We start from the raw sequence: 22968 nt of genomic DNA, 5'->3' as shown, positions 1-22968 counted from the left end.
TTTTTCGCCGATTGATCGCGTGCGAACTTCATCACGTACTACTTACAGAAATAAAGTTATACAAAATTATTTTTGTACAACTTTGGTGGAATGAACTATCTTGTACATATAATAATTTTGTACAACTTAATGGGCGTGTAGGAGTAAAAAATGGACATACAGTCTGTTGGCAATATCTATCAAAAGCTCAACAAAGCGAACTTACATCTGCTTAAGGATATATATCACCAAGATGTAGTATTTGAGGACGCAGCGCATCGTTTAGAAGGATGGCCAGCACTTTCGGATTATTTCACCTCATTATATGCCAACGTCATCAGTTGTGATTTTGTAATCCATGAGCATCAACAAGTCGGAGATACAGGCTTCCTAACTTGGACAATGGACCTTCAGCATCCCAAACTTCAGAAGGGTGCGCCTATTCTCGTCAATGGTGTTTCGCACCTCAAATTTAGCGAAGGTCAGGTCATTTATCACCGAGACTATTTTGATCTCGGAGAGATGCTCTATGAGCATTTACCGTTACTTGGTTCAGTCGTTAAAACCATCAAGCAGAGGTTAGGACAATGAACAACACCATCTTAATCACAGGCGCCACCTCCGGAATAGGAAGGCAGCTTGCCCTAGATTACGCGAACTCAGAATGGAATGTGATTGCTTGTGGTCGGAATCAAGATGTTCTTGCAGAACTGGAGGCAGTTTCCTCCAAAATTCATACATTGCAGTTTGATGTGACAAATTATGAGGAAACTCAGCAGGCGCTCTCTAATTTGCCATTTACGCCAAACACATGGGTTTTTAACGCAGGCGATTGTGAGTACATGGATGAGGGAGTGGTCGACGCGAAACTCATGGCGCGTGTGATGAACGTAAATGTTGTCGGTGTTGCCAACTGCGTTGAAGGCTGCCAAGTGCATTTAGAGAGAGGGCACCGCATTGTTATTGTTGGCTCTATCGCATCAGAAGTGGCACTGCCTCGTGCTGAAGCTTACGGCGCATCCAAAGCGGCAGTCAGTTATTTTGCACGCACGCTCGCCGTCGACTTGAAAAAGAAAGGGATCAATGTGGTAACGGTGTTTCCTGGTTTTGTTGAAACGCCGTTGACTGACAAAAACGACTTCGAAATGCCAATGATCATTTCTACTCAGCAAGCGTCGGACTCTATCAGGAAGCAGTTAGCCGCCAACAAGACCTATATCTATTTCCCAGCGAGATTTACCAGTATTTTACGTTTTATCTCGTTACTTCCATACAGTTGGCAAGCTCGCCTAACTGCTAAACTCGTAGCATAAGAAGGAATAAGAATGAAAACAGCAGGAAGAAAGAAGATAGCGATTGTGGGAACGGGAATCTCTGGCCTTACTTGTGGTTATTACTTGCATAAAGAACATGATGTAACGCTGTTTGAAGCGAACGATTACATCGGTGGCCATACTGCAACCGTTGATGTGAGCCTTGATGGTAAAGAATACGCGATAGATACTGGGTTCATCGTCTATAACGACCGTACGTACCCTAATTTCATTAAAATGATGAGCGAGATTGGCGTTGAAGGTCTGCCGACTCAAATGAGCTTCAGTGTCAGAAACGATGGGAACGGACTAGAGTACAACGGCCACACAGTGTCGACATTGTTCGCTCAAAAACGCAACTGGGCAAACCCTAAATTTTATCGATTTATCTTCGAGATACTTCGTTTCAATAAACTTGCCAAGCGCTTCGCTAGCGAGCAATCCTCGCACTCTCAGACGTTAGGTGAGTTCCTTGATGAACACAAATTCAGTGCTTTCTTTACCGATAACTACATATTACCGATGGGTGCTGCGATTTGGTCGTCGACTTTAGCTGACATGCGCGCATTCCCTCTTATGTTCTTCTTACGTTTCTTCCTCAACCACGGTCTGCTAGATGTGACTAACCGGCCACAATGGTATGTGATTAAAGGTGGTTCACGATCATACATTCCACCATTGACCAAAGGCTTTGCCGAGAGTATTCGTCTTAATAGTCCTGTCGAAAAAGTGGTTCGCAACGAAAAAGGGGTTGGCGTTCAAGTTCGCGGAGAAACGCATTGGTTTGATGACGTTATCTTTGCTTGTCACAGTGATCAAGCAATGCGAATGCTAGAGGATATCAGCCCAATCGAGCAGGAAATCTTGGGGGATATGACGTATCAAGCTAATGAGGTTGTTCTTCATACCGATACCGGCCTATTGCCAAAACGCAAGGCGGCGTGGGCATCTTGGAACTACCTATTGGAAGGTAGCGAAGATGAGCAGCAACGTCTTCCTTCGCTTACTTACAATATGAACATCCTTCAGCACGTTCAATCAGAACATACATTTTGCGTAACGTTGAACAGCACCAATCAAATCAACCCAAATAAAATTTTGCGCTCGTTCACTTATCATCATCCTGTATTTACAACGGAGTCGATAGCAGCGCAGCAGCGCAAAGACGAAGTTCAAGGTAAACAGAGCACATGGTTCTGCGGCGCTTATTGGTATAACGGTTTCCATGAAGATGGTGTGCGCAGCGCGATTGACGTAGTTAAGGGATTAGAAGAAAAGTATCGTGAACAAAATGTGGTTCCTTTTGAAAAAGGCGCGGCGTGATATGGATAGCCAAATGAACAGCCGATTGTTTATAGGCAACGTTCGTCACCGTCGATTCACGCCGGTGAATCATGAGTTGAACTACTCTTTATTTATGCCCGCCATCGATGTAGACGAGCTCGATGCTTTAGAGAAAAAAGTATGGGGTTTTGGTTCGCGTTGGTGGCATTGGGCTCGCTTCAAGCGCAGTGATTACATTGGTGAAGGTAGCGTCAAGTCGGCAGTGCACAGCAAAGTTGAAGAACTGACAGGTGTTCGCTGTACCGGCAAAGTAATCGCAGTCTGTCACTTGCGTTATCTAGGACTTTATTTCAGTCCCGTTAATTTCTACTACGTTTATAACACGGAAGGAGAATGGAAGTATCTCCTCGCAGAGGTGAGTAACACTCCTTGGAATGAACGACATTACTACGTGGTGTCAGCAGATAAAGAAGAAGAAAAGTTTGGTTGGGAACAAGTTAAAGCATTCCATGTTTCACCATTCAACCCGATTGACCAACTCTACCGCTGGAGAATTAAACCTTTGACAGACAAGTTGAATATTCATCTTGAATGTCACAAAGGAGAGAAACACTTTGATGCCACCATGGTTATGAAAGCCAAGCCACTTTCAAGCAAAACCTTATTGAGGTGTTTGATCGTTACACCAATACAAACGGTAAAAGTAATGGTTGGTATTTATTGGCACGCATTAAAACTTTGGGTGAAAGGCGCACCTTTTTATTCTCATCCTAAATATTCAACGCATGAAGAAATAGAAGCCGATACTGAAAAAACAGACAAAAAAAATAAAAAGCACAAGGAGAATTCTGCATGTTAAATACTAGTTCTATGACATTGCCGCGTAAATTGACTACAACGCAAAAAGCGGCTCGCGGAGTTATTTTTCAATGTCTGCAAAAAATGGAAATCGGCTGCTTAACAGTTATTGAAAGTTTTAAGACGGAAACGACAGAGCGAAGCGAGCGTTTTAGTGCGCCAAATGGGGAGTACAGTGGTCAACCTGTTGTCGCTACTATAGAGGTAAAACATCCAGGTTTTTATTCACGGATCTTGCAGGGCGGCAGTATTGCTGCTGGTGAGGCTTATATGGATGGGTGGTGGGATAGCCCCGATTTAACCTCATTAATGAAGCTGATGGCCCTTAACATGCGTGCTCTAGATAAACTCGAAGAGCAAGGCAGTTGGTTGACTAAAATACTGTACAAGTTCAGCCATTGGTCAAACAGAAACTCTGAAGAGAACTCACGTAAAAATATCCATGCGCATTACGACTTGGGTAACAACCTATACGAAGCGTTCCTTGACACCAATATGCTGTACTCGTCGGCGCTTTACAATCATGCGGATGACTCTCTAGAGCAGGCTCAAATCAACAAAATGGATCGTCTATGTCAGCAACTTGAGCTGAAGCCCACTGATCATGTTGTTGAAATTGGCACTGGGTGGGGCGCTATGGCGATTTACATGGCCGAACAATACGGCTGTCAGGTCACCACAACAACGATATCTGAAGAGCAACACGCGTACGCGGAGCAAAAAATCAAAGAGCGTGGCTTAGAAGACAAAATCACTCTACTCAAAGAAGATTACCGCAACCTAACCGGCACTTATGACAAGCTCGTTTCTATTGAAATGATTGAAGCTGTGGGCAAACAATTCCTGCCTTCGTACATTAAGGTCTGTGAGTCTTTGTTGAAGTCCGGTGGCTTGATGGCGATTCAAGCAATTACGATTGCCGATCAGCGTTACGATTACTACAGTAACAACGTCGACTTTATCCAAAAGTACATTTTCCCGGGTGGTTTTTTACCGTCGGTAACCTCACTAACCCAAGCCACAACAAAATACAGTGACTTAGTGACGCGAGACTTGTTCGATATTGGTTTGGACTACGCCAAGACGCTGAACGAATGGCACCTACGTTTTAATCGAGCAGAGAATGAAGTGCGCTCGTTTGGCTACGACGATCGCTTTGTGCGTATGTGGCGCTACTATTTGAGCTACTGTGAAGGTGGCTTTTTGGCTCGCACGATCAGTGCAGTTCACATGACGTTTCAACGCCCGTAGTTCGTTATGAAGGTATTTCTTGCTTCGACATGGTTCCAACTCTGCTGGTTTGCAGCGGTGCTTGGAACCTATCAATGGCAATGGGTGACGTTATTCCTTACTTTGGCAACCCTACTATACTGTCTGAAAAGCGATGCATCTTCGCTCAAAAGTATTGGTGTGATCGTCACGAGCGGGCTCGTGATTGATACGCTCAATCAACAACTCTCGGTCTTTGTCTTTCCTACCCCATGGCTGCCAGTCTGGTTATTATGCTTGTGGGTTTTGTTTTCTTGGTATGCCTATCAACTTAAGTCAATTTTGTACCGTTTCCCAAAAACCTACGTATCAATAGTAGGCGGACTCGGAGGAACAGCGAGTTACTTTGCTGGCTATAAGCTCCAAGCCGTTGAATTTGGATTTAGCACTGGCGCTACACTGGCAATGTTGTTTGTCGAATGGTGCGTCATGATGCTCTTGATACTCAAGGTGTACGGAAATGAAAAGCTTGAAGAGAGACTTAACTCAGAGACTGACTAGGCTGCTTGCGTTGGTAATAGTAACTGGCTCTTTTGCTCTGCAAGCTCAACCTGTTGGAAACAGCGAAGCCGCAAGCAACATTGCGAATTGGAAGGGATGGAAAACTGTTGGAGAAGCCCAACTTACTTGGTTCATCTTCGATATTTATCACTCAAGATTAAAAGCGCCTGATGGAAAGTTCATCGTAAGCGATGACGTATCGCCACATCCCCTTGCGTTGGAAATTAATTACAAGAGAGACATCAGTAAGCAACAGCTGCTTGATGTGACGGATGAGCAGTGGGCGAAATTGGGTTTTACTGACTCATATCGAAAAGCTTGGATCAGCGAGCTCGATCGTATGTTTCCTGATATTCAAAAAGGTGACGAGCTTACTTATCTAACAGATGGAAAATCTGGTCAGCTGTTTTATAAGCAGGTTGGGGACGTGCAAGTAAAGAACGTTGGCATCATTGAAGACGAACGAATGAACGATGCATTTTTGGCTATATGGTTATCACCCAACACAGAATTTCCGAAACTCCGAAAACAATTGATAGGGCAGGTTAGATAGTGTTTAAACGAATTTTTAAATCAGCGACTTTAGTGGCAGCTGTTTTTCTTTCGGCATGTTCCGCAGACATTGATAATTACCGCTCTTCTACACCGACTTTTGACGTATTCGGTTATTTCGAAGGCGACATAAAGGCGTGGGGGATGGTGCAAGATTATACCGGACAGCAAACGCGTCGCTTTGAAGTCGATATAGTGGGTACTGTAGCGGGTGATACGCTGACGCTAGTGGAAGACTTCGCGTTTGATGACGGAGAGGTGGACCAGCGAATTTGGGTTATCACTAGATTAGAAGACGGTCGTTATGAAGGTAAGGCAGACGATATTATAGGTGTGGCAACAGGGGAAGAGCAGGGCAATGCGCTACAGTGGCAATATGACTTTGAGCTACAAATGGAGGATTCATCAGTGACGGTTGCTTTTGATGATTGGCTTTACCGTCAGGATGACAGACACGTTTTCAATCTAACGAAAATAAAAAAGTTTGGTGTGGAAGTAGGAACAATAACCTTGTTCTTCCAAAAGCAGCCATAACAAATGGGGAAGATCTTCAATTAATAATCCATGCCATATAACTAAAATTATTTTCTCCCGACCTAACTCCCCTAACTAAAAAGGTTGACGCTTTCGCGTCAACCTTTTAGGTATCTGGTCGTTACAGGAGGATTACAGCTTATCTGTCAGCTCGATTGCTTGACCGATATAGTTCGCTGGCGTCATCTCTTTCAGACGTGCTTTCTCGTGCTCAGGAAGCTCAAGACCGTCGATGAAGTTACGCATTGCTTCGCCGTCTACACGCTTACCACGAGTTAGCTCTTTCAGCTTCTCGTATGGCTTCTCGATGCCGTAACGACGCATAACTGTTTGTACTGGCTCCGCTAGTACTTCCCAGTTCTTGTCTAGTTCAGCAAGAAGCGCTTCACGGTTTACTTCTAGCTTGCTGATGCCTTTAAGCGTAGAAGTGTAAGCGATGATTGCGTAGCCAACACCAACACCAAGGTTACGTAGAACCGTTGAGTCAGTTAGGTCACGTTGCCAACGAGAGATAGGCAGTTTCTGTGCTAGGTGGCCGAATACAGCGTTCGCAAGACCTAGGTTACCTTCTGAGTTTTCAAAGTCGATTGGGTTAACTTTGTGAGGCATTGTTGAAGAACCGATCTCACCAGCAATAGTTTTTTGCTTGAAGTGGCCTAGTGCAATGTAACCCCAAACGTCACGGTCGAAGTCAATCAGGATAGTGTTGAAACGAGCGATAGCGTCGAACAGCTCAGCGATGTAATCGTGCGGTTCGATTTGAGTTGTGTAAGGGTTCCAAGTTACGCCTAGAGACTCTGTGATGAACTCTTCAGAGAACTTGTGCCAATCTAGATCTGGGTAAGCAGAAAGGTGTGCGTTGTAGTTACCTACTGCACCGTTGATTTTCGCTAGGATCTCAACGTTTTCGATTTGCTTGAATTGACGCTCCATACGGTACGCCACGTTTGCCATTTCTTTACCCATAGTAGATGGAGAAGCAGGCTGACCGTGTGTACGAGATAGAAGAGGAATGTCGCGGTATTCCACTGCTAGTGCTTTGATAGCGTCGATTAGGTTACGGATTTCTGGAAGAATCACGTTCTCACGCGCTTCTTTAAGCATTAGAGCGTGTGATGTGTTGTTGATGTCTTCAGAAGTACATGCGAAGTGGAAGAACTCGTTTACTGCGTGCAGTTCAGGAACGTCTGCTACTTTCTCTTTTAGGAAGTACTCAACCGCTTTTACGTCGTGGTTAGTTGTACGCTCGATCTCTTTGATACGGCGTGCATCTTCTTCAGAGAAGTTTGCTGCAAGGTCGTCTAGGAATTGGTTTGCTTCTGCGCTAAACGCTGGCACTTCTGCAATTTCAGCAGTAGCAGCAAGCTTTTGTAGCCAGCGGATTTCAACGATAGTACGGTACTTTAGTAGACCGTATTCACTGAAAATTTCGCGTAACGCAATTGTCTTGCTTCCGTAACGGCCGTCTACTGGTGAAACAGCAGTCAATGCTGACAGTTCCATGATGTTCTCCTGAATTGGGTTTCTAAATTTCGTGAGCTTTATACCAATAACTGTGGCAATTGTCACGAATATTGCGCAAACGTTTGCGCGAGATTTATTTTAGTCGAAAAAAATGAGCTCGCGATAAACGCGAGCTGCTTATTTGATATTTTACTACAGACGAGCAAGAAGGATTTGTGCTTGCTCTACCATCTTCTTGCGCCCGAAGATTAGGTGGCGACGCTTACCACCAACTTGACGCCAAAGAACTGCACTACGAATGCCAGATAACAACAGCGCACGAACTTTGTGTTGGCTTGCCGTCTGCTGCAGTACAGATGGCGTGCCCGTTACTTGAATGCGTGGGCCAATAGGGCTAACGACATCCAGATAGATGCTCGCTAAATTGCTGATCATTTGATCGTCTAGTAGCTCAAAGTGCTCTGACTGACGCTTGGCCATTTGAATACGATCACCAAGCTGAGACATAGCATCGTTACGAGAGCTTAACTTACGCTCTAACGCCATTAAACTAATAATGTAACGAGTAATTTCACTGCCTGATGGTGTGCTATCAATCCCTTTAACCAAGCATTCTAGGCCGAGCTTTAGATCGGCTTCGCGACCGAATACGCCAACTGTGTTAGCAGGGTTCGTGCTCAAAATAGCGTTGATTGATGTTTCAAAAGCATCTTGATCACAATGTCCGTTTCTCGCTACCTGTTGAACTAAAGCAACAGCTTGGCAAATCCCAGCGAAAGCGATAGTACGGTCATAAAGTGTATTCGCCACGTAACGACTCCTAAGCTTGAGAATATTTAATGCGTTGCTCGATGATGCCGCCACCTAGGCACACGTCACCTTTGTAGAACACTGCTGATTGACCTGGAGTTACAGCAATTTGTGGCTCGTCAAAGATAACTTTAATGTTTTCATCATCGATAGGGATGATTGTACAAGGAATATCTTCCTGACGGTAACGAGTTTTCACTGTGCACTTCATAACATCGCGAATTGGCTCACGATCTACCCAGTGAAGTTGTGATGCAAGTAGACCTTCTGATTTCAACATTGGATGGTCTTTACCTTGAACAGCAATCAAAACGTTACGTTCTAGATCTTTCTCACCAACGAACCATGGGGCCTCGTTACCACCGCCGCCTTTACGGCCACCGATGTGTAGACCTTTACGCTGACCAAGTGTGTGGTACATCAGGCCTTGGTGTTGACCAATCACTTCGCCTTCTGGAGTCTCGATATTACCAGGCTGAGCTGGAAGGTAGCGACCTAGGAATTCCGTAAACTTGCGTTCACCGATGAAACAAATACCAGTTGAATCTTTCTTCTTAGCAGTAATTAGGTCTTGTTCTTCCGCAATGCGGCGTACTTCTGGTTTCTCTAGGTCACCAACAGGGAATAGGCTACGTGCGATTTGCTCGTTGCTTAATGTGTACAGGAAGTAGCTTTGATCTTTGTTGCCATCTAGACCACGTAGCATCTGTGGTTTTTCACCGTTTTCTGGGAAAGAGCGACGCACATAGTGGCCCATTGCAATGTAATCAGCATCAAGTACTTCATCAGCGAATTCTAGGAATGCTTTGAACTTGATTTCTTTGTTACAAAGAATGTCAGGGTTCGGAGTACGGCCCGCTTTGTATTCAGCAAGGAAGTACTCAAATACGTTATCCCAGTATTCGGCAGCAAAGTTGATAGTGTGTAGGTGGATGCCTAGCTTGTCACATACTGCCTGAGCGTCAGCAAGATCTTCTGCCGCTGTACAATATTCTTCGTTGTCATCTTCTTCCCAGTTCTTCATGAAAAGGCCTTCTACTTGGTAGCCTTGCTGCTTTAGAAGATACGCGGAAACAGATGAATCAACGCCGCCGGACATACCGACGATGACTTTCTTTTGGCTGTTATCAGACATTACTAAACACCACTTAAATAAACGGGATGCAGATTCTATCAGAATCCACAGACCGGTGACAGATCCGAGATCGAAATCACAATTCGTTTCGCTGGATTTTTCTTCAACAAAGATTCGAACGAGTAATTTCGCAAGTATAGAAGAGGTATATATGGCATAGTTGGCCAAAATCCAAGAGGAAACATCAAATGACAGAAGAAAACCAATTTATGCAAGAAAGTGAGTTGATTGAAATTGTTGAAAATCAGCTCGAAGATGGTAACCCGCTTAAAGTAAAAGAAACCCTTATGCGTTTAATGATGACTGGCACACCACGTGAAGATGCGGTTGCGATGATGGCATGTGCGATGTCAATTGAGATTTTTGATGTAATGAAGAATGAGGGTGAGTTCAACCTAAAGCGTTATAGCGAGCACCTTGAGCAACTACCAGATCTCAGCTTTATGGAAGGTGAATAAGCCACCTAAAAGAAAAAAGTAGTCAGCAAACGTTTGCTATAATCGCTTTTATTGCTGCTTTATTATTAGCGGTATAGAATCCGCTCTCCTTTTCATCCCCTTACTCAGACTGACAATATGAAATTTCCTGGACAACGCAAATCGAAGCACTATTTTCCTGTTCATGCTCGTGACCCGCTGGTGAGCCAAGCACAAGAAAGCAAGAAGATGACGCGCACTCACATCATTGGTATTGACCAAACCTTGGTTGATATTGAAGCAAAAGTTACAACGGATGTGATTGAAAAGTACGGTCTGAGTAAAGGTCACTCTCTGGTTATCGATGACGAAAGAGCAGAAGAGTTATACCAGCAACTGAAAGAAGAGAACTTGATTACCAATGAGTATGCGGGCGGTACAATTGGTAACACGCTACATAACTACTCCGTGCTAGCGGATGATCGCTCCACACTACTTGGAGTGATGAGCCAGGATATTAAGATTGGCAGCTACGGTTACCGTTATCTTTGTAATACATCAAGCCGCATGGATTTGAACTACCTACAAGGTGTAGATGGTGCAATTGGCCGTTGTTTTGCTCTTATCACAGAAGACGGTGAACGTACTTTTGCTATCAGCGAAGGGCAAATGAACCAACTCCATCCTGATAGCATTCCAGAGAAAATCTTTAAAAATGCATCAGCACTTGTACTGACGTCATATCTAGTACGTTGCAAAGACGGCGACCCAATGCCGGAAGCAACAATGAAAGCGATTGAGTACGCGAAAAAGAATGATGTGCCTGTTGTTCTGACTCTAGGCACAAAGTTTGTTATTCAAGATGATCCTAAATATTGGCAAGAATTCATTCGAGATAACGTTTCTGTCGTTGCGATGAATGAAGATGAAGCAGAAGCTCTGACGGGGGAATCTGATCCACTTGCTGCGTCTGATAAAACATTGGAGTGGGCTGATCTAGTATTGTGCACGGCGGGTCCTGTAGGTCTATTTATGGCTGGGTATACGGAAGATAGCGCGAAGCGCGAAACTTCTTTGCCATTACTTCCAGGGTCAATTGCTGAATTTAATCGTTATGAATTCAGTCGTCCGGCGAAAAAAGACTCATGCGAGACGCCAATAAAAGTGTACTCGCATATCTCGCCATATATGGGTGGCCCAGAAAAAATTAAGAATACAAATGGCGCAGGTGATGCCGCGTTATCTGCTGTTCTTCATGATATGGCAGCAAATAAATACCATAAAGAAAATGTGCCTAATTCAAGCAAGCACAGTAACGAGTATTTAACTTACTCTTCTTTTTCTCAAGTCTGCAAATACGCAAACCGTGCTAGCTACGAAGTTCTCGTGCAACATTCACCACGATTGTCGCGCGGACTTCCTGAGCGAGAAGATAGCCTAGAAGAAGCATACTGGGAACGTTAATACGAAGCGGTTTAATTAACTATTCTGTAACTAAAGTAAAAGGCACATTAAGAAATGTGGCTTTTTTATTTGTAATGGTTTAAATAAAAAAGGCTCCCTATGGGAGCCTTTTAAAAATAGCACGGATCTAGATTAGGAACTCATCCAGAGATTTACCTGCATCAAGTTGCTCTTGAATCGCCGAAGGTGTACGACCTTGGCCAGTCCAAGTTTTCTCATTACCGTTTGAATCTGTGTATTTGTATTTAGCAGGGCGAGGTGCGCGCTTCGCTTTGCCTTTCGTCTTAGTTTCGCCAGATAGCGCAGTAATAAGTGCTTCTACGTCAATACCGTCTTGAGCGATTTTCTCAGCAATCTCTGCAAGCTTAGCTTCTTGCTCTGCTTGTGCTGCGCGTTCTGCTTCTTCTGCTTCACGACGCTCATCTACGACAGTAGTGAGTTTATCTAGAGCTTCTTCCAATTGTTCTAGAGTCAGCTCACGAGAAAATGCACGAAGGCTACGGATATTTAGAAGGGTTTTAGTCAGCTCTGACATAACGATTCCTATTAAAAGGTTAATGTGTTGGGCACTTTTTATCGTTACGATTAAATAATGCCAATCTATAAATAAACAAAGAGTCCTTATATTTAACTTTATCTTTTCCTTATGTGCAAATGCTAAATCAAGATTTTGTTTAAATTTGACTATTTTTTAAAGCAATTAATATTATTACACTCGAAATAAATCATTATTAGATGAGAACTAAAATCAACAATCATTATTGTATAGAGAGAGCGACAGCTTGGTTTTTTATAAAAAAATTTGAGTTATTACTTAAAAATATGAAGCATCCATCTTTAATGGTGTGTCATATATCCTTAATTTATTGATATAAGATAAACCATGATATTTCTAAGGTAGTAATAATGTTTCATAAATAACATGATTGATGTGATTTCAGTTGCACAAAACTTATGGAAGTAGGCAAGGTTTATAAATTATCTCAGTCATTATTTATTTGTTTAATTTAGTTTGATGTGTTGCATTGACTCTCATCATAAGTACAATGGCTGCCACCTGATGCAATATTGCAGACAATTTGTTGTTAATTTGTACAGTTAGTGGTTAATTGTTTGTTGTTGCCGTAGAGGCGCGGTCTCGAAGAGTAGCTATTATTGGGGTGATGCCAATGAATAATAGTGGAAGGCGAAGATTGCCGAAGTAAGTAACTCATCAAAGTTACTTGCTGGGGTTGTATCTGAAAGGAACAACACTGCCATAGTATATATTCACATTAAACTATGGAGCGCTACTGTAGGGTTGGGTGGAGTGTTCGCTTCCCTGTCGCTAAGTTCAACATGAGCACGTATCGTATGCTACGTGACTTGTCTGCAGTAGATCTCTAGCCAAACTTTGGTTTTTGAAGATCATGAATTTAATAGATTTTTCTAGTTCTCCTGTTTCATTATTGCCACCTATTGTCGCTTTGACTTTGGCGATTTTGACTCGACGTGTATTAGTTTCCTTGGGTGTAGGTATCGTGCTAGGTGCGGTGCTACTTAATAGCTGGTCTATCAGCGACACCGCAGGTTACGTCAGTTCTCAAGTTTCTTCTGTCTTTATTGAAGATGGCGGAATTAACACTTGGAACATGAGCATTGTTGGTTTCCTAATCTTATTAGGTATGACAACAGCTTTATTAACGCTTTCTGGCGGTACTCGTGCTTTTGCTGAATGGGCACAATCTCGAGTGAAGAGTAAACGCGGCTCCAAACTTCTTGCCGCCTTTTTAGGCGTATTCATTTTTGTCGATGATTACTTTAATAGCCTTGCTGTTGGTGCGATCTCTCGCCCAGTAACCGATCGCTTTTATGTGTCTCGCGCTAAGCTTGCGTACATTCTAGACTCAACCGCTGCTCCAATGTGTGTAATTATGCCTGCTTCTAGCTGGGGTGCTTACATTATTACTATTATTGGCGGGATCTTAGTCTCACATGGGATCACAGAGTATTCGGCTCTTGGCGCATATGTTCGTCTTATCCCAATGAACTTCTACGCCGTTTTTGCGCTGCTAATGGTGTTCGCTGTTGCGTGGTTTGGTCTTGATATTGGTAAAATGCGTGAGCATGAGATCTCTGCATCGCAAGGTCGTGGCTTTGATAAAGACAAAGAAAATGACTCGCAAGAAGCGCATGACCTAAATGAAGAGCTAGATATCCGTGAAAGTGAAAAGGGTAAAGTGTCAGATTTGATACTTCCTATCGTGACGCTGATTATCGCGACTATCGCTTCAATGCTTTACACGGGTGGCCAAGCATTGGCTGCTGATGGTAAGGAGTTTGCGCTTCTTGGTGCTTTTGAAAATACAGATGTAGGTACATCACTAATCTACGGTAGCTTGCTTGGCTTAGCAGTTGCACTGTTTACTGTTGTGAAGCAAGGTCTACCAATGGCTGAGATCGCACGTACACTTTGGATTGGTGCTAAGTCTATGTTTGGTGCGATTCTAATCTTAGTATTTGCCTGGACCATTGGCTCTGTTATCGGTGATATGAAGACTGGTACTTACCTTTCGACAATGGCGCAGGGAAATATCAACCCTCATTGGCTCCCAGTTATCTTATTCCTGCTGTCTGGCCTGATGGCGTTCTCAACAGGTACTTCATGGGGTACGTTCGGCATCATGCTTCCAATCGCCGGAGACATGGCTGGTGCAACAGACGTAGCGCTAATGCTACCGATGTTGAGTGCGGTTTTAGCTGGTGCGGTATTCGGTGACCATTGTTCACCAATCTCAGATACGACTATCTTGTCATCGACGGGTGCACGTTGTAACCACATTGATCACGTATCAACACAGTTACCTTATGCATTATCAGTCGCGCTTGTTTCATGCGTGGGCTTTATTGCTCTTGGTATGACAGCTTCAATTGCGTTCTCTTTCATCGCAGCGTCGATTACATTCGTTATCGTTTGCGCGATTTTGTCATGGCTTTCAAAGTCAAAAATGGCATCTTGCCAGAGTGCGTAATTCACTGATTTAAAAGGTGAAATTGTAGGAGGCTTCGGCCTCCTTTTTTATTTGTATTATACAATTCGAATTTTTTTAAAATTAAGGGTTGAAAAAAGTAATCAGCTTGGTTAGTGTGGTTGGTAACAAAGCAAATGAGAAGAGCCTTGAAATAAGTATGCGTAATTTTGTAATGAACATTCATCACCATCATCACCCAATCTAGTCTTTCGGGCGATGTACGCATACCCGGGAGGCAGGAAACTCCCGGAGGTAAAATCAAAGTAAAAGCAGATTTTAAACCCTCGGGAGACTTCAATCTCCCGAGGGTTTTTTAGTTTTATTAGTTTGAAAAATACTTAGATATCAAAATCTTGCATAGGGACAAAGCAATGCAAACACAACGTTTAAGAATCGCAATTCAGAAAAAAGGTCGTCTTAGCAAAGAGAGTCAAGCTCTACTAAAACAGTGCGGCGTAAAGTTCAACGTAATGGGCGAGCGTTTAGTTGTCCATTCTGAAAATATGCCAATTGATTTACTCTTGGTTCGTGACGACGACATCCCAGGTTTAATTATGGATGGCGTGGTTGACCTTGGCTTTATTGGCGAAAATGAACTAGAAGAAGTTCGCCTTGACCGCAAAGCATTAGGTGAACCCTGCGAGTTTGTTCAGCTTCGTCGACTTGATTTTGGTGGCTGTCGTTTATCTATCGCAATCGACAAGGACGAAGAGTACAACGGTCCACAAGACTTAGCTGGCAAGCGTATTGCTACAACGTATCCTCAACTTCTAAAAGCGTACATGGATGAAGCCGGCGTTCCATTCTCTACATGTATGCTGACAGGCTCTGTAGAAGTTGCCCCTCGCGCGGGTCTCGCTGATGCTATCGCTGATTTGGTTTCTACAGGTGCAACACTGGAAGCGAACGGCCTTAAAGAAGCTGAAATTATCTTTAAATCAAAAGCGACATTGATTCAACGCACAGGTGAGTTCGACGCAGACAAAGTGGCGCTAATCGAAAAGCTGTTAACTCGCATGCAAGGCGTGCAGCAAGCGAAAGAATCTAAGTACATTATGCTTCACGCCCCAGCAGAGAAGTTAGATCAAATTAAAGCACTACTGCCAGGTGCTGAAGACCCAACTGTTCTTCCTCTTTCTGCAGATAAGCAGAAAATGGCTGTTCACTTAGTGAGTTCTGAAAACCTATTCTGGGAAACAATGGAACAGCTGAAAGAGTTGGGCGCAAGTTCAATTCTCGTTCTACCAATTGAAAAAATGATGGAGTAAGCATCATGAGAACAGTCGTTTGGCAATCATTAAGTGAGAATCAGCAAGACTCTATTTTGGAGCGCCCTGCTATTGCAGAAGGTGCCAATATCACCACTGCTGTGGCCGAAGTTATTGCTAAAGTTCGAGAAGAAGGTGACTCTGCTCTTATTGAGCTGACAGAAAAGTTTGACCGTGTTAAGCCTGAATCCATTCGTGTTTCTTCTCAGGAAATTAAGGCAGCGTCAGAGCGTTTGTCAGAGTCAATGAAGAGCGCACTAGAGCAAGCTTACGCCAATATTTCTAAGTTCCACAAAGCGCAAAAGCCGCAACCGCTCAAGGTGGAAACGCAGCCAGGTGTTCTTTGTGAACAAGTAACACGTCCAATTCAAAAAGTGGGTTTGTACATTCCTGGTGGCAGTGCGCCTTTGCCATCGACTGTTTTGATGCTCGGCGTTCCTGCAAAAATTGCAGGTTGTCGTAAAGTCGTTCTTTGTTCTCCACCGCCAATCGCTGATGAGATCCTTTATGTCGCGAAGCTGTGTGGCATTGATGAAGTGTACAACGTCGGTGGTGGCCAAGCAGTTGCTGCAATGGCTTATGGCACCGAGACTGTATCGAAAGTAGATAAGATCTTTGGTCCGGGCAACGCTTACGTGACCGAAGCAAAACGACAGGTTAGCAATGATTTCCGCGGTGCTGCGATTGATATGCCAGCAGGGCCATCAGAAGTGCTAGTGATTGCAGATGAAACCGCAGATGCAGACTTTATCGCTGCGGATCTTTTGAGCCAAGCGGAACACGGTCCTGATTCTCAAGTGGTATTGGTGACTCCTTCTCCTGTGATTGCTGATCAAGTGACGGATGCGGTTCAACGTCAGCTTAAGGAGCTATCTCGTGCAGACATCGCAGAAAAGGCTCTGGCATCAAGCTTGATCATTATTTCCGAGTCGATGACGCAGTCAGTTTCTATTTCCAATTACTACGGTCCTGAGCACTTGATTGTTCAGACTAAGAACCCTCGTGAGCTTCTACCTCTATTAGATAACGCAGGTTCTATCTTCCTTGGGGATTGGTCTCCTGAATCTGCGGGAGATTACGCATCGGGGACTAACCACGTCCTTCCTACTTACGGTTACACACGTACTTATTCAAGCTTAGGTTTGGCGGATTTCTCTAAACGAATGACGGTTCAGGAGCTTTCTGCTGATGGTTTAAAGAACCTTGCACCAACGGTAGTCACGATGGCTGAAGCAGAAGGTCTGGACGCTCACAAACGTGCTGTTACTATCCGCGTAGAAAAATTAGCAAGTAAGTAAGAATAAGAGAGTAATGAGATGGAAAAGCTAGCGCGTAAACAAGTCCAACAGCTTACCCCTTATATGTCGGCTCGCCGAATCGGTGGTACGGGTGACGTATGGCTAAATGCCAACGAATCACCATTTAACAATGAATACAAAACAGACTTTGCTCGTCTTAATCGTTACAGCGAATGTCAGCCTAAAGAACTGATTTCTGCTTACGCAGCCTATGCGGGTGTGAAACCAGAGCAAACATTAACATCTCGTGGTGCGGATGAAGGTATTGAGTTGTTAATTCGTGCATTCTGTGAGCCGGGTGAAGATGCGATTCTTTACTGCCCACCGACTTACGGTATGTACGCCATCAGTGCAGAAACCATCGGTGTAGAGCGCAAAACCGTGCCGCTAACGTCAGATTGGCAACTAGACCTTGCAGGCATCGAAGCTAATCTGGATAACGTGAAACTGGTTTTTGTATGTTCGCCAAACAACCCAACAGGTAACTTGGTTAAGCGTGAGGACATTGTGTCTCTGCTTGAGATGACAAAAGACCGTGCAATCGTGGTGATGGATGAAGCGTACATCGATTTTTGTCCAGAAGCGTCAACGGTAGACCTACTGGCGCAATACCCGAACCTTGCAATTCTGCGTACTCTGTCGAAAGCTTTTGCGCTTGCAGGTCTACGTTGTGGATTTACGCTTGCGAACGAAGAGCTGATTAATGTACTTCTTAAAGTTATCGCACCTTACCCAGTCCCAGTTCCAGTGGCAGAAATTGCGACTCAGGCGCTTTCGGAAGCTGGTTTAGCGCGAGCGAAGTTTCAAGTTCTCGATTTGAATGCAAACCGTGCTTACTTGCAAGTTGGCCTTTCAATGATTCCGGGTTTGGAAGTGTTTGAAGGGTGGGGGAACTACCTATTGGTGAAATTCCCAGATGGCGATGACCTTTTCAAAGCGGCTTGGGATACGGGCATTATTTTGCGTAACTCGCCAATTGAAAACTGTGTGCGTATCAGTGTGGGTAACCGTGACGAGTGCGAAAAAACGCTTGGATTTATCAGAAACTACTACGCATAAATAGAGACAGAATTTATCGCTCTCGCTCAATAGCGGGAGCGCCAAAAGAATAGCAATAAGGAAGTTCGAGTGAGCAAACAACAAAAAATCCTTTTTATTGATCGTGATGGCACCTTAATTGTCGAGCCGCCGATTGATTTTCAAGTAGACCGTTTAGATAAACTAAAACTGGAACCATTTGTTATCCCAAGCCTGTTGTCGTTGCAGGATGCAGGATACCGCCTAGTGATGGTAACGAACCAAGATGGTTTAGGTACCGACAGCTACCCACAAGCAGACTTTGATGCGCCACACAACATGATGATGGAGATCTTTGAATCTCAAGGTGTGAAGTTCGATGATGTGCTGATTTGTCCTCACTTTGATGAAGACAACTGCTCTTGCCGTAAGCCTAAATTGGGCTTAGTAAAAGAGTACCTTCAAGACGGCAAAGTTGATTTCCAAAACTCTGTTGTGATTGGCGATCGTAAAACCGATCTTCAACTTGCAGAAAACATGGCAATTCGTGGCATTCAATACAACCCAGAAACCATGGGTTGGAAACAGATCTTGAAAGATCTGACGGTGAAAGCGCGCGTGGCTGAAGTGGTCCGCACCACAAAAGAAACAGACATCAAAGTATTAGTTAACCTTGATGAGCATGGCGGCAATGACATCTCAACTGGTCTTGGTTTCTTCGACCACATGCTGGATCAAATCGCGACGCACGGTGGATTCCAAATGGTGTGCAAAGTGGAAGGTGACCTGCACATTGATGATCACCACACGGTAGAAGATACCGCTCTTGCGTTGGGTCAAGCGTTGAAAGAAGCACTGGGTGACAAGCGTGGTATTGGTCGCTTTGGCTTTAGCCTTCCAATGGATGAGTGTTTGGCACAATGCGCACTAGACCTATCTGGTCGTCCTTACCTTAAGTTCGACGCGCAATTCAGCCGTGAGCAAGTGGGTGATCTTTCAACAGAGATGGTAGTTCACTTCTTCCGCTCTCTGACTGACACCCTAGCGTGTACGCTGCACCTGTCTTCTGCGGGCAACAATGATCACCACATCATTGAAAGCTTGTTTAAAGCGTTTGGTCGTACTTTGCGCCAAGCAATCAAAGTAGAAGGCACTGAGCTACCAAGTAGTAAAGGCGTGCTTTAAGGTTAACCTTAGCAAGGAGAAAAACAGTGACAGAACAGAAAGTTGTCATTATCGATACTGGCTGTGCCAACGTATCTTCGGTGAAGTTTGCTATTGAACGCCTAGGCTATGACGTAACTATTTCAAAAGATCCGCAAGTCGTATTGTCGGCAGATAAGCTATTCCTACCGGGGGTGGGAACCGCCAGCGAAGCGATGAAAAACCTAGAAGAGCGCGATCTGATCAGCTTGGTAAAACAGGTAGAAAAGCCATTACTAGGTATCTGTTTAGGCATGCAACTGTTGGGCAAAGTGTCTCAAGAGAAAGGGCAGAAAGCCGACGAGTTAGTTGAGTGTCTTGGACTTTGTGATGGCGAAGTGAAGCTACTACAAACTGGCGATTTGCCGTTGCCGCATATGGGGTGGAACACGGTCTCTGCAAAAGCAGGTAATCCACTTTTCAAAGATATTGAAGAAGGAGAGTATTTCTACTTCGTGCACAGCTTTGCGATGCCTGTTGGGGATTACACGATTGCGGAATGTGAATACGGCAACCCGTTCACAGCAGCAGTACAAAGCGGTAACTATTACGGCGTGCAATTCCACCCTGAGCGTTCTTCAAAAGCGGGCGCGAAGCTTATTCAAAACTTCTTAGAATTATAAAAGGGATTTAGTGTGATTATTCCAGCTCTTGATTTAATTGAAGGACAGGTGGTTCGCCTTTATCAAGGTGATTACGGCCAAGTAACTGAGTACAAAGTCGACCCAGCAGAGCAGTTCAACTTGTACCACCAAGCTGGTGCTAACTGGCTGCACTTGGTGGATTTAACTGGCGCGAAAGACACGACAGCACGTCAACTTGATTTAATTGCAAAGCTACTAGCAAGCACGCCAGCGAACATCCAAATCGGTGGCGGAGTGCGCACAGAGCAAGACGTGATTGATCTGCTAGAAGCGGGGGCTCAGCGTGTTGTCGTTGGCTCAACAGCAGTAAAACAGCCAGAGCTTGTGAAAGGTTGGATGGAAAAATACGGTGCAGAGAAAATCGTTCTCGCGCTAGACATCAACATCGATCAAGACGGCACACGTAAAGTAGCGATTTCTGGTTGGCAAGAAGATTCAGGCGTGACTATCGAAGCTCTGATCAACGATTACCTGACGGTAGGTTTGCAGCACGTGCTTTGTACGGACATTTCTCGTGACGGTACGCTAGAAGGCTCAAACGTAGAGCTTTATGTCGACCTATGTAAACAGTACCCACAAGTGCAGTTTCAATCTTCAGGTGGCATTGGCTCATTAGCAGATATCGAAGCGCTAAAAGGCAGCGGTGTGGCTGGTGTGATTGTTGGTCGTGCGCTGTTAGATGGTAAATTCACAGCAGAGGAGGCATTTGCATGCTGGCAAAGCGAATAATTCCATGTCTTGATGTTCGTGATGGACAAGTGGTGAAGGGCGTCCAGTTCCGCAACCACGAAATCATTGGCGACATCGTTCCTCTGGCACAGCGTTATGCTGAAGAAGGCGCTGACGAGCTTGTGTTCTACGATATTACCGCTTCAAGTGATGGGCGTGTCGTTGATAAAAGTTGGGTGGCTCGCGTTGCAGAAGTGATTGATATTCCGTTCTGTGTGGCTGGTGGCATTAAATCAGCAGAGGACGCGGCGCGCATTCTTGAGTTTGGTGCAGATAAGGTATCTATTAACTCTCCTGCCTTGGCGAACCCTCAGTTGATTACTGACCTTGCTGATAAGTTTGGTGTGCAATGTATCGTCGTTGGTATCGATTCATACTACGACAAAGAGACGGGCAAGTATCAGGTTTACCAGTTTACTGGTGATGAAGAACGCACCAAAGCGACCCAATGGGAAACGCGTGATTGGGTGCAAGAAGTACAAAAGCGTGGCGCTGGTGAAATCGTACTGAACATGATGAACCAAGACGGCGTACGTAACGGTTACGATATTGAACAACTTAACATGGTGCGTGAAGTGTGTAACGTGCCATTGATTGCATCGGGTGGGGCAGGTGCTATGGAGCATTTCGCAGAAGCCTACCAAAAAGCAAATGTGGATGGCGCGCTTGCCGCATCGGTATTCCACAAACAAGTCATCAATATTGGTGAACTAAAGCAGTATTTGAAACAACAAGGCATTGAGGTACGACTATGAGTGTGAAAGCCGCCGAAGTAAGTTCGCTAGTTGAGCGAATCAACTGGGAAAAGGTGGATGGTCTGGTACCTGCTATCGTACAAGATTTCCAATCAAGCCAAGTGCTGATGATGGGTTATATGAACCAAGATGCGTTGGCAAAAACGGGCGAAACAGGTCAAGTGACGTTTTTCTCTCGTACCAAGCAGCGTCTTTGGACGAAAGGTGAGACCTCCGGCAACGTATTGCAACTAGTGAACATGCAGCTCGATTGCGACAACGATACGCTACTGGTGAAAGTGAATCCCATTGGTCCTACGTGTCACTTGGGTAACACAACTTGCTGGGATGTGGACCCTCAAGAGGAGTCACAAATGGTGTGGCTTCATCAACTTGAGCAGCTATTGGCTGCCCGCAAGAGTGCCGACCCAGATTCCTCTTATACTGCCAGTCTTTATGCCCGTGGCACCAAGCGTATTTCGCAAAAAGTGGGCGAAGAAGGCGTTGAAGTCGCGCTTGCGGCGACGTCGGGCGATAAGGCGGAGTTAGTGTGTGAATCTGCAGATTTGATTTATCACTTAATGGTATTGCTTCAAGACCAAGGCTTATCGATGAATGACGTAGTGAATAAACTGAAAGAGCGTCATAAGTAAGCTTGCGATAAGTGAAAGCCCCTATGCTCTCGAGCCTAGGGGCTTTTTACTTTAGTGTTCTTGATTCGGGGCAAAAACCGGCAACAGTGCTGGTGGCGATTAGATTCTGAATCACGCTCGTCCCTCGCTGTTCAGAATGACGGTATATTTTCTAATGGTACTTGCAGTAGAGTTATTTACTTCAAATAGGTACATATATTCACGTCACTCCAACGAACCTAGGCGAAGTCAAGAATCCAATTAAATCGAGCTCAATAAGCTAGGAGTGGATGATCTTACCCACAACACTTCTTAAATTTCTTACCGCTTCCACAGATACACGGGTCGTTACGACCTACTTTTAGGCTACTCACTGGTTGGTTTAGGCGAGGATCTTGTTCTGGTTCTTCTTCTAGCTCTTCTTCTGGAAACGTGCCGTCAATGTAGTACCAAAGCCCATTTTCTTTTACAAAGCGAGAACGCTCTGTCATGCAGTAGCGTTTGCCGTCTTCGTCAAAGTAAGCGTTGAATTCAACAAAACCTTCATTCTCGTTACAACCCGCTTCAGCTTTCACTACCTCAAGCTTGCACCAATCGCTGTCGATAGATTGGGCAATGCCTTCACGTTGCTCTTCTGCATTACAGCTTGGGTGGTATGTGTTCACCACGTAATCCACTAGACCTGACACATGCGCGCTGTAACGAGAGCGCATTAGCTGCTCCGGAGTGGTGACGTCAGCGTGGTTATTGTGGGCAATTTCACAACACTGTTGGTAGGTGCGGTTAGAGCCGCAAGGACAAGAAGAAGCCATAAAATGAAATCTCGATTAATTAAGCGGTAAAAACAAACAAC

At 44.6% G+C, this 22968-nt stretch carries 24 protein-coding genes, 1 riboswitch and 1 other annotated feature; of the genes, 19 read left to right on the top strand and 5 right to left on the bottom strand.

What is annotated here, in order from left to right:
- The first annotated feature begins 150 nt into the window (after nt 1–150).
- Genes R7E51_RS03805 through R7E51_RS03770 form a run of 8 tightly spaced genes read left to right on the top strand, consistent with a single transcriptional unit; the run spans nt 151 to nt 6290 of the window.
- The gene (locus R7E51_RS03805) at nt 151–570 is read left to right on the top strand and encodes a nuclear transport factor 2 family protein (RefSeq protein ID WP_005378211.1); all 420 of its coding nucleotides are present in this window, start codon (nt 151–153) and stop codon (nt 568–570) included.
- Nucleotides 567–1292, top strand: a complete 726-nt coding sequence (locus tag R7E51_RS03800) for an SDR family oxidoreductase (protein WP_033905083.1) — start codon at nt 567–569, stop codon at nt 1290–1292. The genes R7E51_RS03805 and R7E51_RS03800 overlap by 4 nt, the downstream gene beginning before the upstream one ends.
- A 12-nt stretch (nt 1293–1304) precedes the next feature.
- Complete coding sequence (locus tag R7E51_RS03795) at nt 1305–2615, top strand: NAD(P)/FAD-dependent oxidoreductase (protein WP_206957381.1); 1311 nt, start codon at nt 1305–1307, stop codon at nt 2613–2615.
- Between the two features lies 1 nt (nt 2616).
- Complete coding sequence (locus R7E51_RS03790; RefSeq protein ID WP_206957378.1) at nt 2617–3435, top strand: DUF1365 domain-containing protein; 819 nt, start codon at nt 2617–2619, stop codon at nt 3433–3435.
- Nucleotides 3429–4685, top strand: coding sequence for an SAM-dependent methyltransferase (locus tag R7E51_RS03785; protein ID WP_017821710.1), 1257 nt, complete (start codon nt 3429–3431; stop codon nt 4683–4685). Before R7E51_RS03790 ends, R7E51_RS03785 begins: the two co-directional genes overlap by 7 nt.
- A 6-nt stretch (nt 4686–4691) precedes the next feature.
- Nucleotides 4692–5204, top strand: a complete 513-nt coding sequence (locus R7E51_RS03780) for a DUF2878 domain-containing protein (protein WP_206957375.1) — start codon at nt 4692–4694, stop codon at nt 5202–5204.
- The gene (locus R7E51_RS03775; RefSeq protein ID WP_017821712.1) at nt 5164–5757 is read left to right on the top strand and encodes a chalcone isomerase family protein; all 594 of its coding nucleotides are present in this window, start codon (nt 5164–5166) and stop codon (nt 5755–5757) included. Before R7E51_RS03780 ends, R7E51_RS03775 begins: the two co-directional genes overlap by 41 nt.
- Entirely contained in the window at nt 5757–6290 is a 534-nt protein-coding gene (locus tag R7E51_RS03770) for a DUF3833 domain-containing protein (RefSeq protein ID WP_206957373.1), read from the top strand. The genes R7E51_RS03775 and R7E51_RS03770 overlap by 1 nt, the downstream gene beginning before the upstream one ends.
- A gap of 132 nt (nt 6291–6422) precedes the next feature.
- On the opposite strand, the gene purB is transcribed toward R7E51_RS03770, so the two are convergent.
- The 3 genes from purB to mnmA all read right to left on the bottom strand — a co-directional run bounded on the left by purB (nt 6423) and on the right by mnmA (nt 9699).
- Nucleotides 6423–7793, bottom strand: a complete 1371-nt coding sequence (gene purB, locus R7E51_RS03765; protein ID WP_206957371.1) for an adenylosuccinate lyase — start codon at nt 7791–7793, stop codon at nt 6423–6425.
- A gap of 153 nt (nt 7794–7946) precedes the next feature.
- Complete coding sequence (gene hflD, locus R7E51_RS03760) at nt 7947–8564, bottom strand: high frequency lysogenization protein HflD (RefSeq protein WP_005378194.1); 618 nt, start codon at nt 8562–8564, stop codon at nt 7947–7949.
- A gap of 10 nt (nt 8565–8574) precedes the next feature.
- Nucleotides 8575–9699: a tRNA 2-thiouridine(34) synthase MnmA gene (mnmA, locus tag R7E51_RS03755; protein WP_206954051.1), complete on the bottom strand. Its 1125-nt coding sequence runs from the start codon at nt 9697–9699 to the stop codon at nt 8575–8577.
- 188 nt (nt 9700–9887) lie between these two features.
- Between mnmA and R7E51_RS03750 the strand changes: the two genes are divergently transcribed.
- Nucleotides 9888–10157: a hypothetical protein gene (locus R7E51_RS03750; RefSeq protein WP_005378190.1), complete on the top strand. Its 270-nt coding sequence runs from the start codon at nt 9888–9890 to the stop codon at nt 10155–10157.
- A gap of 117 nt (nt 10158–10274) precedes the next feature.
- The gene (locus R7E51_RS03745) at nt 10275–11579 is read left to right on the top strand and encodes an inosine/guanosine kinase (protein WP_005378187.1); all 1305 of its coding nucleotides are present in this window, start codon (nt 10275–10277) and stop codon (nt 11577–11579) included.
- A 127-nt stretch (nt 11580–11706) separates the two neighbouring features.
- On the opposite strand, the gene R7E51_RS03740 is transcribed toward R7E51_RS03745, so the two are convergent.
- A complete protein-coding gene (locus R7E51_RS03740) occupies nt 11707–12114 on the bottom strand; it encodes an H-NS family histone-like protein (protein ID WP_005378185.1) in 408 nt (135 codons plus the stop codon).
- A 582-nt stretch (nt 12115–12696) separates the two neighbouring features.
- A riboswitch (Lysine riboswitch) is annotated at nt 12697–12879 on the top strand.
- Nucleotides 12880–12988: 109 nt separating this feature from the next.
- Here R7E51_RS03740 and tet(35) point away from each other — a divergent pair.
- The 9 genes from tet(35) (at nt 12989) to hisIE (ending at nt 22136) form a co-directional block, all read left to right on the top strand.
- On the top strand, nt 12989–14590 hold the full coding sequence (gene tet(35), locus R7E51_RS03735) for a tetracycline efflux Na+/H+ antiporter family transporter Tet(35) (RefSeq protein ID WP_053307447.1): 1602 nt from the start codon (nt 12989–12991) through the stop codon (nt 14588–14590).
- A 180-nt stretch (nt 14591–14770) separates the two neighbouring features.
- Nucleotides 14771–14908, top strand: a sequence feature (His leader region).
- A gap of 53 nt (nt 14909–14961) precedes the next feature.
- A complete protein-coding gene (hisG, locus tag R7E51_RS03730) occupies nt 14962–15858 on the top strand; it encodes an ATP phosphoribosyltransferase (RefSeq protein ID WP_005378180.1) in 897 nt (298 codons plus the stop codon).
- 5 nt (nt 15859–15863) lie between these two features.
- Nucleotides 15864–17156 carry a histidinol dehydrogenase gene (gene hisD, locus R7E51_RS03725; RefSeq protein ID WP_054577956.1) on the top strand — a complete coding sequence of 431 codons (1293 nt, stop codon included), beginning with the start codon at nt 15864–15866 and terminating at the stop codon, nt 17154–17156.
- A gap of 18 nt (nt 17157–17174) precedes the next feature.
- The gene (gene hisC / locus R7E51_RS03720) at nt 17175–18215 is read left to right on the top strand and encodes a histidinol-phosphate transaminase (protein WP_017634689.1); all 1041 of its coding nucleotides are present in this window, start codon (nt 17175–17177) and stop codon (nt 18213–18215) included.
- 69 nt (nt 18216–18284) lie between these two features.
- Nucleotides 18285–19358 (top strand): bifunctional histidinol-phosphatase/imidazoleglycerol-phosphate dehydratase HisB, encoded by a 1074-nt coding sequence (hisB, locus tag R7E51_RS03715; RefSeq protein ID WP_182038184.1) that lies wholly within the window; start codon nt 18285–18287, stop codon nt 19356–19358.
- A gap of 26 nt (nt 19359–19384) precedes the next feature.
- Nucleotides 19385–19999 carry an imidazole glycerol phosphate synthase subunit HisH gene (hisH, locus tag R7E51_RS03710; protein WP_017821716.1) on the top strand — a complete coding sequence of 205 codons (615 nt, stop codon included), beginning with the start codon at nt 19385–19387 and terminating at the stop codon, nt 19997–19999.
- A gap of 12 nt (nt 20000–20011) precedes the next feature.
- The gene (gene hisA, locus R7E51_RS03705; RefSeq protein ID WP_005390889.1) at nt 20012–20749 is read left to right on the top strand and encodes a 1-(5-phosphoribosyl)-5-[(5-phosphoribosylamino)methylideneamino]imidazole-4-carboxamide isomerase; all 738 of its coding nucleotides are present in this window, start codon (nt 20012–20014) and stop codon (nt 20747–20749) included.
- A complete protein-coding gene (gene hisF, locus R7E51_RS03700) occupies nt 20731–21504 on the top strand; it encodes an imidazole glycerol phosphate synthase subunit HisF (RefSeq protein WP_004749837.1) in 774 nt (257 codons plus the stop codon). Before hisA ends, hisF begins: the two co-directional genes overlap by 19 nt.
- Complete coding sequence (gene hisIE / locus R7E51_RS03695; RefSeq protein WP_005378160.1) at nt 21501–22136, top strand: bifunctional phosphoribosyl-AMP cyclohydrolase/phosphoribosyl-ATP diphosphatase HisIE; 636 nt, start codon at nt 21501–21503, stop codon at nt 22134–22136. The genes hisF and hisIE overlap by 4 nt, the downstream gene beginning before the upstream one ends.
- A 275-nt stretch (nt 22137–22411) precedes the next feature.
- Here the strand turns inward: hisIE and R7E51_RS03690 are convergent, their stop codons facing one another.
- Nucleotides 22412–22927: a YchJ family protein gene (locus R7E51_RS03690; protein ID WP_206957368.1), complete on the bottom strand. Its 516-nt coding sequence runs from the start codon at nt 22925–22927 to the stop codon at nt 22412–22414.
- Nucleotides 22928–22968: the final 41 nt, after the last annotated feature.

Origin of the sequence: Vibrio sp. Vb1166 (assembly GCF_033338695.1) — a bacterium.
In the GTDB taxonomy this organism is placed as follows: Bacteria; Pseudomonadota; Gammaproteobacteria; order Enterobacterales; family Vibrionaceae; genus Vibrio; species Vibrio alginolyticus.
This window is presented reverse-complemented; position numbering and strand designations above follow the sequence as displayed.